The organism is Azospirillum formosense (assembly GCF_040500525.1).
Classification (GTDB): domain Bacteria; phylum Pseudomonadota; class Alphaproteobacteria; order Azospirillales; family Azospirillaceae; genus Azospirillum; species Azospirillum formosense_A.
The window spans coordinates 1,813,278-1,826,612 of the sequence record NZ_CP159402.1 but is presented as its reverse complement, the minus strand read 5'-3'; the positions used below and the strand labels follow the sequence as shown (position 1 = coordinate 1,826,612).

General features: G+C 65.1%; 24 protein-coding genes. All 24 read left to right on the top strand.

Going from position 1 to position 13,335, the window contains the following annotated elements; genetic code table 11:
• The first annotated feature begins 24 nt into the window (after positions 1-24).
• The 24 genes from tuf (at position 25) to ABVN73_RS08680 (ending at position 13,217) form a co-directional block, all read left to right on the top strand.
• Positions 25-1,215 (top strand): elongation factor Tu, encoded by a 1,191-nt coding sequence (tuf, locus tag ABVN73_RS08795; protein ID WP_014241041.1) that lies wholly within the window; start codon positions 25-27, stop codon positions 1,213-1,215.
• 457 nt (positions 1,216-1,672) lie between these two features.
• On the top strand, positions 1,673-1,981 hold the full coding sequence (gene rpsJ / locus ABVN73_RS08790) for a 30S ribosomal protein S10 (protein WP_014241039.1): 309 nt from the start codon (positions 1,673-1,675) through the stop codon (positions 1,979-1,981).
• Positions 1,982-2,041: 60 nt separating this feature from the next.
• Positions 2,042-2,752, top strand: coding sequence for a 50S ribosomal protein L3 (gene rplC, locus ABVN73_RS08785; RefSeq protein WP_353857666.1), 711 nt, complete (start codon positions 2,042-2,044; stop codon positions 2,750-2,752).
• A gap of 5 nt (positions 2,753-2,757) precedes the next feature.
• Complete coding sequence (gene rplD, locus ABVN73_RS08780; RefSeq protein ID WP_353857665.1) at positions 2,758-3,378, top strand: 50S ribosomal protein L4; 621 nt, start codon at positions 2,758-2,760, stop codon at positions 3,376-3,378.
• A complete protein-coding gene (locus tag ABVN73_RS08775) occupies positions 3,375-3,692 on the top strand; it encodes a 50S ribosomal protein L23 (RefSeq protein WP_114857561.1) in 318 nt (105 codons plus the stop codon). The genes rplD and ABVN73_RS08775 overlap by 4 nt, the downstream gene beginning before the upstream one ends.
• Before the next feature lie 16 nt (positions 3,693-3,708).
• Positions 3,709-4,536 (top strand): 50S ribosomal protein L2, encoded by an 828-nt coding sequence (rplB, locus tag ABVN73_RS08770; protein ID WP_094303028.1) that lies wholly within the window; start codon positions 3,709-3,711, stop codon positions 4,534-4,536.
• 12 nt (positions 4,537-4,548) lie between these two features.
• The gene (rpsS, locus tag ABVN73_RS08765) at positions 4,549-4,827 is read left to right on the top strand and encodes a 30S ribosomal protein S19 (protein WP_014241034.1); all 279 of its coding nucleotides are present in this window, start codon (positions 4,549-4,551) and stop codon (positions 4,825-4,827) included.
• Positions 4,828-4,830: 3 nt separating this feature from the next.
• Positions 4,831-5,226 carry a 50S ribosomal protein L22 gene (gene rplV / locus ABVN73_RS08760; protein WP_035675046.1) on the top strand — a complete coding sequence of 132 codons (396 nt, stop codon included), beginning with the start codon at positions 4,831-4,833 and terminating at the stop codon, positions 5,224-5,226.
• A gap of 1 nt (position 5,227) precedes the next feature.
• Positions 5,228-6,004: a 30S ribosomal protein S3 gene (rpsC, locus tag ABVN73_RS08755; RefSeq protein ID WP_094303027.1), complete on the top strand. Its 777-nt coding sequence runs from the start codon at positions 5,228-5,230 to the stop codon at positions 6,002-6,004.
• A 15-nt stretch (positions 6,005-6,019) separates the two neighbouring features.
• Entirely contained in the window at positions 6,020-6,451 is a 432-nt protein-coding gene (rplP, locus tag ABVN73_RS08750; RefSeq protein WP_353857664.1) for a 50S ribosomal protein L16, read from the top strand.
• Positions 6,448-6,654, top strand: coding sequence for a 50S ribosomal protein L29 (gene rpmC / locus ABVN73_RS08745; protein WP_137139006.1), 207 nt, complete (start codon positions 6,448-6,450; stop codon positions 6,652-6,654). The genes rplP and rpmC overlap by 4 nt, the downstream gene beginning before the upstream one ends.
• 12 nt (positions 6,655-6,666) lie before the next feature.
• Positions 6,667-6,921, top strand: a complete 255-nt coding sequence (gene rpsQ / locus ABVN73_RS08740; RefSeq protein WP_014241029.1) for a 30S ribosomal protein S17 — start codon at positions 6,667-6,669, stop codon at positions 6,919-6,921.
• 17 nt (positions 6,922-6,938) lie between these two features.
• Complete coding sequence (gene rplN / locus ABVN73_RS08735; RefSeq protein WP_012973215.1) at positions 6,939-7,307, top strand: 50S ribosomal protein L14; 369 nt, start codon at positions 6,939-6,941, stop codon at positions 7,305-7,307.
• Positions 7,304-7,624: a 50S ribosomal protein L24 gene (rplX, locus tag ABVN73_RS08730; RefSeq protein ID WP_353857663.1), complete on the top strand. Its 321-nt coding sequence runs from the start codon at positions 7,304-7,306 to the stop codon at positions 7,622-7,624. Before rplN ends, rplX begins: the two co-directional genes overlap by 4 nt.
• Before the next feature lie 11 nt (positions 7,625-7,635).
• On the top strand, positions 7,636-8,178 hold the full coding sequence (gene rplE, locus ABVN73_RS08725; protein WP_094303024.1) for a 50S ribosomal protein L5: 543 nt from the start codon (positions 7,636-7,638) through the stop codon (positions 8,176-8,178).
• Between the two features lie 19 nt (positions 8,179-8,197).
• The gene (gene rpsN, locus ABVN73_RS08720; protein WP_038526805.1) at positions 8,198-8,503 is read left to right on the top strand and encodes a 30S ribosomal protein S14; all 306 of its coding nucleotides are present in this window, start codon (positions 8,198-8,200) and stop codon (positions 8,501-8,503) included.
• A 13-nt stretch (positions 8,504-8,516) separates the two neighbouring features.
• Positions 8,517-8,915 carry a 30S ribosomal protein S8 gene (rpsH, locus tag ABVN73_RS08715; RefSeq protein WP_035675041.1) on the top strand — a complete coding sequence of 133 codons (399 nt, stop codon included), beginning with the start codon at positions 8,517-8,519 and terminating at the stop codon, positions 8,913-8,915.
• Between the two features lie 13 nt (positions 8,916-8,928).
• Positions 8,929-9,462 (top strand): 50S ribosomal protein L6, encoded by a 534-nt coding sequence (gene rplF / locus ABVN73_RS08710; protein WP_353857662.1) that lies wholly within the window; start codon positions 8,929-8,931, stop codon positions 9,460-9,462.
• Between the two features lie 8 nt (positions 9,463-9,470).
• Entirely contained in the window at positions 9,471-9,833 is a 363-nt protein-coding gene (gene rplR / locus ABVN73_RS08705) for a 50S ribosomal protein L18 (RefSeq protein WP_353857661.1), read from the top strand.
• Between the two features lie 12 nt (positions 9,834-9,845).
• Positions 9,846-10,427: a 30S ribosomal protein S5 gene (gene rpsE / locus ABVN73_RS08700; protein WP_035675037.1), complete on the top strand. Its 582-nt coding sequence runs from the start codon at positions 9,846-9,848 to the stop codon at positions 10,425-10,427.
• Between the two features lie 2 nt (positions 10,428-10,429).
• On the top strand, positions 10,430-10,621 hold the full coding sequence (rpmD, locus tag ABVN73_RS08695) for a 50S ribosomal protein L30 (RefSeq protein ID WP_353857660.1): 192 nt from the start codon (positions 10,430-10,432) through the stop codon (positions 10,619-10,621).
• A 4-nt stretch (positions 10,622-10,625) separates the two neighbouring features.
• The gene (gene rplO / locus ABVN73_RS08690) at positions 10,626-11,111 is read left to right on the top strand and encodes a 50S ribosomal protein L15 (RefSeq protein WP_353857659.1); all 486 of its coding nucleotides are present in this window, start codon (positions 10,626-10,628) and stop codon (positions 11,109-11,111) included.
• Positions 11,112-11,229: 118 nt separating this feature from the next.
• Positions 11,230-12,570 (top strand): preprotein translocase subunit SecY, encoded by a 1,341-nt coding sequence (secY, locus tag ABVN73_RS08685; RefSeq protein ID WP_109070627.1) that lies wholly within the window; start codon positions 11,230-11,232, stop codon positions 12,568-12,570.
• Positions 12,570-13,217: an adenylate kinase gene (locus ABVN73_RS08680; protein WP_353857658.1), complete on the top strand. Its 648-nt coding sequence runs from the start codon at positions 12,570-12,572 to the stop codon at positions 13,215-13,217. Before secY ends, ABVN73_RS08680 begins: the two co-directional genes overlap by 1 nt.
• Positions 13,218-13,335: the final 118 nt, after the last annotated feature.

Below are 13,335 nucleotides of genomic sequence, written 5' to 3'. Positions count from 1 at the left end.
ACAAAGAGACGGAGAGCACACACCATGGCGAAGGCAAAGTTCGAGCGGAACAAGCCGCACTGCAACATCGGCACGATCGGCCACGTCGACCACGGCAAGACGTCGCTGACGGCGGCGATCACGAAGGTGCTGGCCGAGAGCGGCGGCGCGACCTTCACCGCCTACGACCAGATCGACAAGGCGCCGGAAGAGAAGGCGCGCGGCATCACGATCTCGACGGCGCACGTCGAGTACGAGACGACCAACCGCCACTACGCCCACGTCGATTGCCCGGGCCACGCCGACTACGTGAAGAACATGATCACGGGCGCCGCGCAGATGGACGGCGCGATCCTGGTCGTGTCGGCCGCCGACGGCCCGATGCCGCAGACCCGCGAGCACATCCTGCTGGCCCGCCAGGTCGGCGTGCCGGCGCTGGTGGTGTTCATGAACAAGGTCGACATGGTCGACGATCCGGAGCTGCTCGAGCTGGTCGAGATGGAGGTGCGCGAGCTGCTGTCCTCCTACCAGTTCCCGGGCGACGACATTCCGATCGTCAAGGGCTCGGCGCTGTGCGCGCTGGAGGACCGTTCGCCGGAGATCGGCCGTGACGCGATCCTCAAGCTGATGGCCGAGGTCGACCAGTACATCCCGCAGCCGGAGCGTCCGAAGGACCGTCCGTTCCTGATGCCGATCGAGGACGTGTTCTCGATCTCGGGCCGCGGCACGGTGGTGACCGGGCGCGTCGAGCGCGGCATCGTCAAGGTCGGCGAGGAAGTCGAGATCGTCGGTCTGAAGACCACGGTCAAGACCACGGTGACCGGCGTCGAGATGTTCCGCAAGCTGCTCGACTCGGGCGAGGCCGGCGACAACATCGGCGCGCTGCTGCGCGGCACCAAGCGTGAGGACGTCGAGCGCGGCCAGGTCCTGGCCAAGCCGGGCAGCATCACGCCGCACACCACCTTCAAGGCCGAGGCCTACATCCTGACGAAGGAAGAGGGTGGCCGTCACACGCCGTTCTTCACCAACTACCGTCCGCAGTTCTACTTCCGCACGACCGACGTGACGGGCATGGTGAAGCTGCCGGAAGGCACCGAGATGGTGATGCCGGGCGACAACATCTCCATGGAAGTCGAGCTGATCGCTCCGATCGCCATGGACGAGGGCCTGCGCTTCGCCATCCGCGAGGGCGGCCGCACCGTCGGCGCCGGCGTCGTCGCCTCGATCATCAAGTAAGATCGTCGTTTGTGAAGGGGGGCCGGCCCGCGGGTCGGCCCCTTTTTGCATGGCCGATCCGCGAAAATGCGGCGTGACGCGCCGAACCGGTCCGATCCCGTCACCCTCCTGTCACAAGGGGGAAAATGTGGGTTGACACCGGGGCGCCCAGGGCATACACGTTACGCCCTCTGGAATTTGGGTTGGTAGTAGGCACGTCCGGCCTAGACGCAGCCCGATCACGAACGGCACCGCAAGCTCCACTTGCACCGGTTGCTGCCCGGAACATCCGCCCGCATTGCGATGCGGGGGATGTTCCTTTTCGTATCGGCCGTCAGATCGGACAGAGCGAACCGCCGCCCACCGCTTCGGTGAGCCGGCGCAGGTTCGCCTGCCGCCGCGGGTCCCCGGGGGACAGATTTTGGGGTGCCGGTGGCGCAGTCGCGTCACCGAAACGAGGTGCAAGGGACGTTTGGACATGGACAGCCAGAACATCCGCATCCGCTTGAAGGCGTTCGATCATCGCGTGCTCGACCAGTCGACCAGCGAGATCGTCAACACCGCCAAGCGGACCGGTGCTCGGGTGCGGGGCCCGATCCCGCTGCCGACGCAGATCGAGAAGTTTACGGTGAACCGCTCGCCGCACGTCGACAAGAAGTCGCGCGAGCAGTTCGAAATCCGCACCCACAAGCGTCTGCTCGACATCGTCGATCCGACGCCGCAGACGGTGGACGCGCTGATGAAGCTCGACCTCGCTGCCGGTGTGGACGTCGAGATCAAGCTCTAATTCGTTGCTGTTGAGGGACCTCTCCCTCTGAGGATGTCCCTGGTCAGGAGATAAAGAACAATGCGATCCGGTTTGATCGCGCAGAAAGTCGGCATGACCCGCGTCTTCACGGACGACGGGCAGCACGTGCCGGTGACTGTGCTGAAAGTCGACAGCTGCCAGGTCGTCGCCGTTCGCACCGAGGACAAGGATGGCTACACCGCCGTCCAGCTCGGCGCAGGCGCCATCAAGGTGAAGAACGTCACGAAGCCGCAGCGCGGCCACTTCGCCAAGGCGAAGGTGGAGCCGAAGCGCAAGCTGGTCGAGTTCCGCGTCGACGCCGACGCGCTGATCGAGGTTGGCGCCGAGCTGTCGGCCGCGCACTTCGTTCCGGGCCAGTTCGTCGACGTCACCGGCACTTCCATCGGTAAGGGCTTCGCCGGCCCGATGAAGCGCTGGAACTTCGGTGGTCTGCGCGCGACGCACGGCGTGTCGGTGTCGCACCGCTCGCACGGTTCGACGGGTAACCGCCAGGACCCCGGCAAGGTCTTCAAGAACAAGAAGATGGCCGGTCATCTCGGCGACGAGAAGGTCACGGTTCTGAACCTGAAGGTCGTGTCGGTCGATGAGGACCGCGGTCTGATCTTCCTCAAGGGTGCCGTTCCGGGCGCCGAGGGGGCTTGGCTCCGCATCCGCGACGCGGTGAAGAAGAAGGCTCCGGAAGGTCTGCCGTTCCCCGCCGGGATCAAGGCTGCGCCGGCCGCTGAAGCCGCCGCCGAGCCGCAGGAGTGATGGCCATGAAGACGACCATTAAGAACCTGAACAACGAGACCGTCGGCGAGATCGAGCTGGCCGACGAGGTCTTCGGCCTCCCGTCCCGCACGGACATCCTGGCCCGCATGGTCAACTGGCAGCTGGCCAAGCGCCGCGCCGGCACGCACAAGACCAAGACGGTCAGCGAGATCTCCGGCACCGGCAAGAAGCCGTACCGCCAGAAGGGGACCGGCCGCGCCCGTCAGGGTTCCATGCGTTCCGCGCAGTTCCGCGGCGGCGCGACCATCTTCGGTCCGGTCGTCCGCTCGCACGAGCATGACCTGACCAAGAAGGTCCGCAAGCTCGCGCTGAAGACCGCGCTGTCCACCAAGGCCGCGGAAGGCAAGCTCCTGGTCCTCGACGCCGCTTCGGCCGAGACCCACAAGACCAAGGAACTGGCTGTCCGTCTCGCTTCGCTCGGCCTGACCTCGGCTCTGATCATCGATGGCGCCAACCTGAACGAGAACTTCGCTCGGGCCTCGCGCAACATCCCGCTGATCGACGTGCTGCCGGAGCAGGGCGCCAACGTCTACGACATTCTTCGCCGCGATACGCTGGTCCTGACCCGCAACGCGGTCGAGCAGCTGGAGGCTCGCCTGAAATGAGCAAGCAGTCGAAACCTGCGGTGAGCCAGGAGCGGATGTACGACCTCATCCTGGCTCCGGTGATCACCGAGAAGTCGACGATGGCGTCGGAGCACAACCAGGTGACGTTCCGCGTGCCGCTGTCGGCGTCGAAGCCGGAGATCAAGGCGGCGGTCGAAGGGCTGTTCAACGTGAAGGTGACGGCGGTCAACACCCTGGTTTCCAAGGGCAAGACCAAGCGCTTCCGCGGCACCATCGGCCGTCGCTCGGACTTCAAGAAGGCCGTCGTGACCCTCGCCGAGGGGAACAAGATCGACGTGACCACGGGCATCTGAGCGGGAGTGTGATCCGATGGCTCTGAAGCAATATCGCCCAATTACGCCGTCGCTCCGCCAGCTGGTCATCGTCGACCGCTCGGAGCTGTGGAAGGGCAAGCCGGTCAAGACCCTCACCGAGGGCCTGACCAAGTCCGGCGGCCGCAACAACACCGGCCGCATCACCGCGCGCCGGATGGGTGGCGGTCACAAGCGCGTCTACCGTCTGGTGGACTTCAAGCGTCGCAAGTTCGACGTCCCGGCGACCGTTGAGCGCCTGGAGTACGATCCGAACCGCACGGCCTTCATCGCCCTCATCAAGTATGAGGACGGCACCCTGTCCTACATCCTGGCGCCGCAGCGCCTGAAGGTGGGCGACACGGTGATCGCCGGCGAGAAGGTGGATGTGAAGCCCGGCAACGCCATGCCGCTGAAGAACATCCCGGTCGGCTCCGTGCTGCACAACGTCGAGCTGAAGCCCGGCAAGGGTGGTCAGCTGGCCCGTTCGGCCGGCACCTACCTGCAGCTGGTCGGTCGCGACGGCGGGTACGCCCAGCTGAAGCTGCCCTCGGGCGAGCTTCGCGTGGTCCGCGGCGACTGCATGGCCACCCTCGGTGCCGTGTCGAACCCGGACAACATGAACACCAACAAGGGCAAGGCCGGTCGCAGCCGTTGGCTGGGCATCCGTCCGTCCGTCCGTGGTGTCGCCATGAACCCGATCGACCACCCGCACGGTGGTGGTGAAGGCCGCACCTCGGGTGGCCGTCATCCGGTCACGCCGTGGGGCAAGCCGACCAAGGGCAAGAAGACTCGTCACAACAAGAAGACGGATGGCCTGATCCTGCGCCGCCGTCATTCGAAGTAAGGAGGGCGGACGATGGCACGCTCCGTTTGGAAGGGCCCGTTCGTCGACGGCTACCTGCTCAAGAAGGCGGACAAGTCGCGGGCCTCGGGCCGCAACGAGATCATCAAGATCTGGTCGCGCCGCTCGACGATCCTGCCGCAGTTCGTGGGTCTCACGTTCGGCGTGTACAATGGCCACAAGTTCCTGCCGGTTCTGGTGACCGAGAACATGATCGGCCACAAGTTCGGTGAGTTCGCTCCGACGCGCACCTTCTACGGGCACGCGGCGGACAAGAAGGCGAAGAGGAAGTAAGCCATGGGCAAGCCCTCCAACCCCAGCCGTATCGCGGAGAACGAGGCGATCGCCTCCAATCCGATGATCCGCACCAGCCCGCGCAAGCTGAACCTCGTCGCCCAGCTCATCCGGAACAAGGATGCCAGCAGCGCCGTGGCCGAGCTGACCTTCTCCAAGCGCCGCATCGCCGGCGAGGTGAAGAAGGTTCTGCAGGCCGCGATCGCCAACGCCGAGAACAACCATCAGCTCGATGTGGACCGCCTGTACGTCTCCTCGGCGACGGTCGGCCGCGCCCTGGTGATGAAGCGCTTCCACGCCCGTGCCCGTGGCCGCGGCGCGCGGGTCGAGAAGCTGTTCTCCAACCTGACGATCATCGTGCGTGAGCGCGAAGCCGCCGCTGCCGAAGGGGCCGAGTAAGATGGGTCAGAAAGTCAATCCGATCGGGCTGCGCCTCGGCATCAACCGGACCTGGGACAGCCGTTGGTTCGCCAAGCGCGACTACGCCAACCTGCTGCACCAGGACCTGAAGCTGCGCGGCTATCTGCAGGGCCGCCTGCAGCAGGCCGGCTGCTCGCGCGTCGTCATCGAGCGTCCGGCCAAGAAGGCCCGCGTCACCATCCACTCGGCCCGTCCGGGCGTGGTGATCGGCAAGAAGGGCGCGGACATCGAGAAGCTGCGTTCCGAGCTGTCGAAGATGGCCGGCGGCGAGGTGAGCCTGAACATCATCGAGATCCGCAAGCCGGAGATCGACGCCAAGCTCATCGCCGAGAACATCGCCAGCCAGCTGGAGCGCCGCGTGGCCTTCCGCCGCGCCATGAAGCGCGCCGTGCAGTCGGCCATGCGTCTGGGCGCCCAGGGCATCCGGATCAACTGCTCCGGCCGTCTCGGCGGCGCTGAGATCGCCCGTCTGGAGTGGTACCGCGAGGGCCGCGTTCCGCTGCACACCCTGCGTGCGGACATCGACTACGGCACCGCGACCGCGAAGACCACCTACGGCACCTGCGGTGTCAAGGTGTGGGTCTTCAAGGGCGAGATCATGGCGCACGACCCGATGGCGCAGGACAAGCGCATGGGCACCGAGCCGGTGTCGACCGATGGCGAGCCGCGGCGCGAGCGTCGCGAGCGTGGTGACCGTGAGGAGCGTGGGGGCCGTGGTCGCGGCGACCGTGACCGCTCCGAGCGGGCTGACCGCTAGTAAGGGGCACGAGCGATGCTTTCTCCGAAGCGTACCAAGTACCGCAAGGCCCACAAGGGCCGCATCCACGGCAACGCGAAGGGCGGCACCCAGCTGAACTTCGGCTCCTTCGGCCTCAAGGCCCTGGAGCCGGAGCGCATCACGGCCCGTCAGATCGAGGCGGCCCGCCGCGCGATCACCCGCGCCATGAAGCGTCAGGGCCGCGTGTGGATCCGCGTGTTCCCGGACCTGCCGGTCTCCACCAAGCCCGCCGAAGTCCGCATGGGTTCCGGTAAGGGCACGCCCGAGTACTGGGCGGCCCGCGTTCATCTCGGCCGCATCCTGTTTGAGCTGGACGGCGTGCCCGCGGATGTGGCAAAGCAGGCGTTCGCCCTGGCGGCCGCCAAGCTGCCGATCAAGACCAAGCTGGTGACCCGCCTCGGCGGCGGTGAGGAGGTGGCGGCATGAAGCCCGTCGACGTTCGTGCGAAGAGCACCGAGGAGCTGAACGATCAGCTCCTCCAGCTCAAGAAGGAACAGTTCAACCTGCGTTTCCAGCGGGCCTCCGGCCAGCTGGAGAACACCGCGCGGGTGCAGGTGGTGCGTCGCGACATCGCGCGCATCAAGACGATCCTCGGCGAGCGTTCGCGCTCGGCCGAAGCCGGCAAGTAAGGAGGGCTACCTATGCCTCGCCGCGTTCTGCAGGGCACGGTGGTCAGCGACAAGGGCGACAAGACGGTTATCGTCCTGGTCGAGCGCCGCGTCATGCACCCCGTGTACAAGAAGTTCATTCGTCAGTCGAAGAAGTACGCCGCCCACGACGAGGGCAACCAGTTCAAGGTCGGCGATACCGTTTCGATCATCGAATGCCGCCCGATCTCCAAGCGCAAGCGCTGGACGGTCGTGCTTGAGTCCGCCGCCGTTAGCGGCGCCGCGTAAACGGAAGGGTACAAACCATGATCCAGATGCAAACCAACCTGGAAGTCGCCGACAATAGCGGGGCGCGCCGGGTGCAGTGCATCAAGGTGCTTGGCGGGTCCAAGCGGAAGGTGGCCACCGTCGGCGACGTCATCGTCGTCTCCGTCAAGGAGGCCATTCCGAAGGGTCGCGTCAAGAAGGGCGACGTGCATCGCGCCGTCATCGTCCGCACCGCGAAGGAACTGCGCCGGGAGGACGGGTCCGCGATCCGTTTCGACCGCAATGCCGCCGTGCTGATCAACAAGCAGGGCGAGCCGATCGGCACGCGTATCTTCGGGCCGGTCACTCGTGAGCTTCGTGGCAAGAAGTTCATGAAGATCATCTCGCTGGCGCCGGAGGTGCTGTGATGGCCGCGAAGATCAAGACCAAGGACAAGGTCGTCGTCCTGGCCGGCAAGGACAAGGGCAAGACCGGTGAGGTCCTCAAGGTCATCCCGGCGGAAAACCGTGTCGTCGTGCAGGGCGTGAACGTGGTGAAGAAGCACCAGCGTCCGAGCGCCACCTCGCAGGGCGGCATCGTTGAGTTCGAGGCGCCGATCAACGTCTCGAACGTTGCTCATGTCGACCCCAAGGACGGCAAGCCGACCCGCGTCGGTTTCAAGATCCTTGAGGATGGCCGCAAGGTGCGTGTCGCCAAGCGGTCCGGCGAAGTCATCGACGTGTGAGGACCGGACCAATGGCTGCACGTTTGAAGGAAGTGTACGACTCCAAGATCCGCGCCGCGCTCAAGGCTGAGTTCGGCTACGCGAACGACATGGAAGTTCCGCGGATCGAGAAGATCGTCATCAACATGGGTGTCGGCGAAGCTGTCGGCGACTCCAAGAAGATCCAGAATGCGGTGAGCGAACTGACGGCGATCAGCGGCCAGAAGCCGATCGTCACGAAGTCCCGCAAGTCGATCGCGCAGTTCAAGCTGCGTGAGGGCATGGCGATCGGGTGCAAGGTCACGCTCCGCCGTGACCGCATGTACGAGTTCCTGGATCGCCTGGTCACGATCGCGTTGCCGCGTGTCCGCGACTTCCGCGGCATCCCCGGCAACAGCTTCGACGGCCGTGGCAACTATGCCATGGGCGTGAAGGAGCAGATCATTTTCCCGGAGATCGACTACGACAAGATCGATCAGATCCGCGGCATGGACATCATTTTCGTCACCTCGGCGAAGACCGACAAGGAGGCCAAGGCTCTCCTGAAGGCCTTCGACATGCCGTTTGTGGCCTGATTGGCTGGAGCACGACCCCATGGCTAAGACCAGTGCCATCGAGAAGAACAAGCGTCGCACCAAGCTGGTGAAGCAGTTCGCCAACAAGCGTGCCCGCCTGAAGGCCATCGCCTCCGATCGCTCCCTCCCGCCGGAAGAGCAGTTCGCCGCCCGCCTCAAGCTGGCCGAACTGCCGCGCAACTCGTCGAAGGTGCGCATCCGCAACCGCTGCGAAATGACCGGCCGTCCGCGGGCGTTCTATCGCAAGTTCAAGCTGTCCCGCGTCACCCTCCGCGAACTGGCCTCGACCGGCCAGATCCCGGGGATGGTGAAGTCGAGCTGGTAAGGAGGGTCGGAGAATGTCTTTGAGCGATCCGCTCGGCGATATGCTGACCCGCATCCGCAACGGTCAGCACGCCCGTATGTCTGTTGTGCAGAGCCCGGCGTCGAAGCTGCGCAGCAACGTGCTTGAGGTTCTCAAGCGCGAGGGTTACATCCGCGGCTACTCCGAGGAGGAGCTGCGCCCCGGCATCAAGAACCTGAAGATCGAGCTGAAGTATCACGAAGGCGAGCCTGTCATTAAGCAGATCGCCCGCGTGTCGAAGCCCGGCCGCCGCGTTTATTCGAAGATCACCGATCTGCCCCGCGTCTTCAACGGCCTCGGCATCGCGATCCTCTCCACGCCGCGCGGCGTGATGTCGGACAATGAGGCCCGCGCCGCCAACGTCGGCGGTGAAGTCCTCTGCCGCGTGTTCTAAGGGGGACCCTTCGATGTCGCGCATTGGAAAACATCCCGTGCCGGTTCCCGCTGGTGTTGACGTCGCCGTCAACGGCCAGCTGGTGACGGCCAAGGGCAAGCTGGGTTCGCTCAGCCTGACCCTCATCGACGACATCACGGCCAAGCTGGAAGACGGCAAGGTCGTGGTCGCCCCGGCGAACGACAGCAAGCGCGCCCGCGTCATGTGGGCGACCTCGCGCACCCTGATCAACAACATGGTCACGGGCGTCAACCAGGGCTTCACCATCAACCTCGAGATCAACGGTGTCGGTTACCGTGCCGCCGTGCAGGGCAAGGAGCTGGTCATGCAGCTCGGCTACTCGCACGACGTCAAGTACCCGATCCCGGAGGGCATCACCATCAAGTGTGACAAGCCCACCGCGATCTCGGTGTCGGGCTTCGACAAGCAGAAGGTCGGTCAGGTGGCTGCGGAGATCCGCGGTTGGAAGAAGCCGGAGCCCTACAAGGGCAAGGGCATCAAGTACGACACCGAGACGATCATCCGCAAGGAAGGCAAGAAGAAGTAAGGTCCGCCATGCTCAAGCCAAAGCAACTCCACGAGCGCCGCAAGCAGCGCGTGCGCGCGCAGATTGCCAAGAAGGCCGGCGGGCGGGCTCGCCTCTCGGTTTTCCGGTCCAATCTGCACATCTACGCCCAGATCATCGACGACGAGAACGGCCGCACGGTCGCCTCGGCCTCGTCCGTGGAAAAGGAGCTGCGCGAGCAGCTCAAGCACGGTGGGAACGTCGAAGCCGCCCAGAAGATCGGTGCGCTCATCGCCGAGCGCGCCAAGGCGGCGGGCGTCACCGAGGTCGTGTTCGACCGTGGTGGCTACATTTACCACGGCCGGGTCAAGGCCCTGGCTGACGCCGCCCGCGAGGGCGGGCTGACGTTCTAAGGAGGCTCCGAAATGGCACGTGAAAGAGGCGAGCGGAGCGACCGTGATCGGCAGCCGCGCGATCGCGACCGGGAAGAGAGCGAGCTGATCGAAAAGCTCGTCGGCATCAACCGCGTCGCCAAGGTTGTGAAGGGTGGCCGTCGCTTCGGCTTCGCCGCCCTGGTGGTGGTCGGTGACGGCAAGGGCCGCGTCGGCGTCGGATCGGGCAAGGCCCGTGAGGTGCCGGAGGCGATCCGCAAGGCGACCGACCAGGCGAAGCGCGGCATGATCCGCGTTCCGCTCCGCGAAGGCCGCACGCTGCACCACGACTCCAACGGTCACTTCGGTGCCGGCAAGGTCGTGCTGCGCACCGCCCCGGCCGGTACCGGCATCATCGCCGGCGGTCCGATGCGCGCGATCTTCGAGGCGCTGGGTGTGCAGGACGTGGTGACGAAGTCCATCGGCACCTCGAACCCGCACAACATGATCAAGGCGACCTTCGACGCCCTGTCGCAGGTTTCCAGCCCGCGCAGCGTCGCCGCCCGTCGCGGCCGTCGCGTCAGCGACATCCTCGGCAAGCGTGAAACCGGCGCCGCCGGTGCGCAGGAGGCTTGATCATGGCCGACAAGAAGACCGTCATCGTCACCCAGACCGGCAGCCCGATCGGCCGCAAGCACGACCAGCGCGAAACGCTGGTCGGTCTGGGTCTCAACAAGCTGCACCGGACCCGCGAGCTGGAGGACACTCCGGCCGTGCGGGGCATGATCGCCAAGGTCGCGCACCTGGTCCGCGTCGAGAACGAGGGCTGAACCCATGACGAAGCTGAACGATCTCCGGGACAACCCCGGTGCCCGTAAGGAGCGCATGCGCGTCGGCCGCGGTATCGGTTCGGGCAAGGGCAAGACCGGCGGCCGTGGCGTCAAGGGTCAGACCTCGCGCACCGGCGTGGCCATCAACGGCTTTGAAGGCGGCCAGATGCCCCTTCACCGCCGCCTTCCGAAGCGCGGTTTCCGCAACATCTTCGCGAAGGAATACTCGGTCGTGAACCTGGGCCTGATCCAGAAGTTCATCGACGCCGGCAAGCTCGACGCCAGCCAGACCATCGACGCGGTGGCCCTGGAAGCGGCGGGCGTCACCGGCAAGGTGAAGAAGGACGGCATCCGTCTGCTGGGCAAGGGCGCCCTGACGACGAAGGCCAGCTTCACCGTGGCCGGCGCCTCCAAGTCGGCTGTGGAAGCGGTCGAGAAGGCGGGTGGCAGCGTCACGCTGACCGCGTCCGCCGCCGAAGCCGCCGAGTGATCGGAAGCCCGCGCTTGCGCGCGGGCATCTTCCGGCACTAAATGAAGCGAAGTTGCGAGGGGCGGCCTGCATCCTGCAGGACCGCCCCGTTCGTGCATTAGGGACAGGGATACGACCCATGGCATCAGCGGCCGAGCAGCTTGCCGCGAACATTAATTTCGGTGCCTTCTCCAAGGCGACCGAGCTGAAGAAGCGGATCTGGTTCACCCTTGGTGCCTTGATCATCTACCGCCTGGGCACCTACATCCCGATTCCGGGCGTCAACCCGCAGATCCTGGCCGATATTTTCCGGCAGCAGGGCGGGGGCATCCTGGGCATGTTCGACATGCTGGCCGGCGGCGCGCTGCACCGCATGACGATCTTCGCGCTCAACATCATGCCGTACATTTCGGCCTCCATCATCGTGCAGCTTCTGACCGCGGTGTCGCCGCAGATGGAAGCGCTGAAGAAGGAGGGCGAGTCGGGCCGCAAGAAGCTGAACCAGTACACCCGCTACGGCACCGTCCTTCTGGCGACCGTGCAGGCCTGGGGCTTGGCGGTGGGGCTTGAGGCGATGACCGGCGCGTCCGGCGCCGCGGTTCCGGAACCGGGGCTGTTCTTCAAGATCGCCACGGTCATCACGCTGGTCGGCGGCACGATGTTCCTGATGTGGCTGGGCGAGCAGATCACCGCCCGCGGCATCGGCAACGGCATCTCCCTCATCATCTTCGCCGGCATCGTCGCCGAGCTGCCGCGCGCTCTGGTCAGCACGCTGGAGTTGGGCCGCACCGGCGCGCTGTCCACGTTGTTCATCGTCTTCCTGCTGCTGATGGCGGTGGGCGTCGTGTTCTTCATCGTGTTCATGGAGCGCGCGCAGCGCCGTCTGCTGATCCAGTACCCGAAGCGGCAGATGGGCAACCGCGTGTTCGGCGGCGAAGCGTCGCACCTGCCGCTGAAGCTGAACACCGCGGGCGTCATCCCGCCGATCTTCGCGTCGTCGCTGCTGCTGCTGCCGCTGACCGCGGTCGGCTTCGCGGGCGGCGAGGGTCCGGAGTGGCTGCAGACCGTCACGCGCTATCTGGCGCATGGCACGCCGCTCTACATGATCCTGTATTCGGCGCTGATCATCTTCTTCTGCTTCTTCTACACGGCCATCGTCTTCAACCCCGCGGACACGGCCGAGAACCTGCGTAAGTATGGCGGCTTCATTCCCGGCATCCGTCCGGGCAAGAACACCGCGGACTACATCGACTACGTGCTGACCCGCCTGACGGTGATCGGTTCCGCCTACCTTGTGGCGGTTTGTCTCCTCCCCGAAATCCTGATTTCCCAGCATTCGGTTCCGTTCTATTTTGGCGGCACCAGCCTGCTGATCGTGGTCACGGTGACGATGGACACGGTCGCGCAGATTCATTCCCATCTGCTGGCCCACCAGTATGAGGGGCTGATTAAAAAAGCGAAGCTTCGGGGGAGAAAGTAATGAATCTCATTCTGCTCGGACCGCCGGGCGCCGGGAAGGGGACCCAGGCGCGGCGTCTCGAAGACACGCGCGGACTCGTCCAGCTTTCCACGGGCGATATGCTCCGCGCGATGGTCGCCGAGGGTGGTCCGCTTGGGCAGCAGGCGAAGGACATCATGTCCGCCGGCAAATTGATGCCGGACGCGCTGATGGTCGAAATCATCGCTGAGCGCATTTCCAAGCCGGATGTGGCCAACGGCTTCATCCTCGACGGTTTCCCGCGCACGGTCGCCCAGGCCGAAGCGCTGGACAGCATGTTGTCGGACAAGGGCCTGAAGCTCGATCATGTCATCGAGATGAAAGTCGTCGACGACATCCTGGTCGAGCGCATCACCGGTCGTTACACCTGCGCCAAGTGCGGCAAGGGCTATCACGACGTCTTCGAGAAGCCGAAGGTCGAGGGCGTCTGCGACGTCTGCGGCAGCACGGAGTTCAAGCGCCGGGCCGACGACAACGCCGACACGGTGAAGACCCGCCTCGCCCAGTATCACGAGCAGACCGCGCCGATCCTCCCGTATTACCAGAGCCGCGGCGTTCTGAAGACGGTGGACGGCATGGCCGAGATCGACGACGTGACGAAGCAGATCGAGGGCATCCTGGCCTCCTGACTGGGATCGCCATGATCGGCTGAAAGAAAAAGCCGCGAGGATCTTCGGATCCTCGCGGCTTTTTTCATGCCGTGACGCGTTTTTCAGCCTGTGACGCCGAGGCGGGGAGGGCGGTCCT

Coding starts and splice junctions, on each gene's coding strand:
- rplV (WP_035675046.1), top strand. CDS start 4,831: ATGGGCAAGCCCTCCAACCCCAGCCGTATCGCGGAGAACGAGGCGATC.
- rpsH (WP_035675041.1), top strand. CDS start 8,517: ATGTCTTTGAGCGATCCGCTCGGCGATATGCTGACCCGCATCCGCAAC.
- rplE (WP_094303024.1), top strand. CDS start 7,636: ATGGCTGCACGTTTGAAGGAAGTGTACGACTCCAAGATCCGCGCCGCG.
- rpsS (WP_014241034.1), top strand. CDS start 4,549: ATGGCACGCTCCGTTTGGAAGGGCCCGTTCGTCGACGGCTACCTGCTC.
- rplD (WP_353857665.1), top strand. CDS start 2,758: ATGAAGACGACCATTAAGAACCTGAACAACGAGACCGTCGGCGAGATC.
- rplF (WP_353857662.1), top strand. CDS start 8,929: ATGTCGCGCATTGGAAAACATCCCGTGCCGGTTCCCGCTGGTGTTGAC.
- rpsC (WP_094303027.1), top strand. CDS start 5,228: ATGGGTCAGAAAGTCAATCCGATCGGGCTGCGCCTCGGCATCAACCGG.
- rplN (WP_012973215.1), top strand. CDS start 6,939: ATGATCCAGATGCAAACCAACCTGGAAGTCGCCGACAATAGCGGGGCG.
- rplB (WP_094303028.1), top strand. CDS start 3,709: ATGGCTCTGAAGCAATATCGCCCAATTACGCCGTCGCTCCGCCAGCTG.
- rplP (WP_353857664.1), top strand. CDS start 6,020: ATGCTTTCTCCGAAGCGTACCAAGTACCGCAAGGCCCACAAGGGCCGC.
- rplO (WP_353857659.1), top strand. CDS start 10,626: ATGACGAAGCTGAACGATCTCCGGGACAACCCCGGTGCCCGTAAGGAG.
- rpmC (WP_137139006.1), top strand. CDS start 6,448: ATGAAGCCCGTCGACGTTCGTGCGAAGAGCACCGAGGAGCTGAACGAT.
- rpsN (WP_038526805.1), top strand. CDS start 8,198: ATGGCTAAGACCAGTGCCATCGAGAAGAACAAGCGTCGCACCAAGCTG.
- ABVN73_RS08775 (WP_114857561.1), top strand. CDS start 3,375: ATGAGCAAGCAGTCGAAACCTGCGGTGAGCCAGGAGCGGATGTACGAC.
- rpsJ (WP_014241039.1), top strand. CDS start 1,673: ATGGACAGCCAGAACATCCGCATCCGCTTGAAGGCGTTCGATCATCGC.
- secY (WP_109070627.1), top strand. CDS start 11,230: ATGGCATCAGCGGCCGAGCAGCTTGCCGCGAACATTAATTTCGGTGCC.
- tuf (WP_014241041.1), top strand. CDS start 25: ATGGCGAAGGCAAAGTTCGAGCGGAACAAGCCGCACTGCAACATCGGC.
- rpmD (WP_353857660.1), top strand. CDS start 10,430: ATGGCCGACAAGAAGACCGTCATCGTCACCCAGACCGGCAGCCCGATC.
- rplC (WP_353857666.1), top strand. CDS start 2,042: ATGCGATCCGGTTTGATCGCGCAGAAAGTCGGCATGACCCGCGTCTTC.
- rpsQ (WP_014241029.1), top strand. CDS start 6,667: ATGCCTCGCCGCGTTCTGCAGGGCACGGTGGTCAGCGACAAGGGCGAC.
- rplR (WP_353857661.1), top strand. CDS start 9,471: ATGCTCAAGCCAAAGCAACTCCACGAGCGCCGCAAGCAGCGCGTGCGC.
- ABVN73_RS08680 (WP_353857658.1), top strand. CDS start 12,570: ATGAATCTCATTCTGCTCGGACCGCCGGGCGCCGGGAAGGGGACCCAG.
- rpsE (WP_035675037.1), top strand. CDS start 9,846: ATGGCACGTGAAAGAGGCGAGCGGAGCGACCGTGATCGGCAGCCGCGC.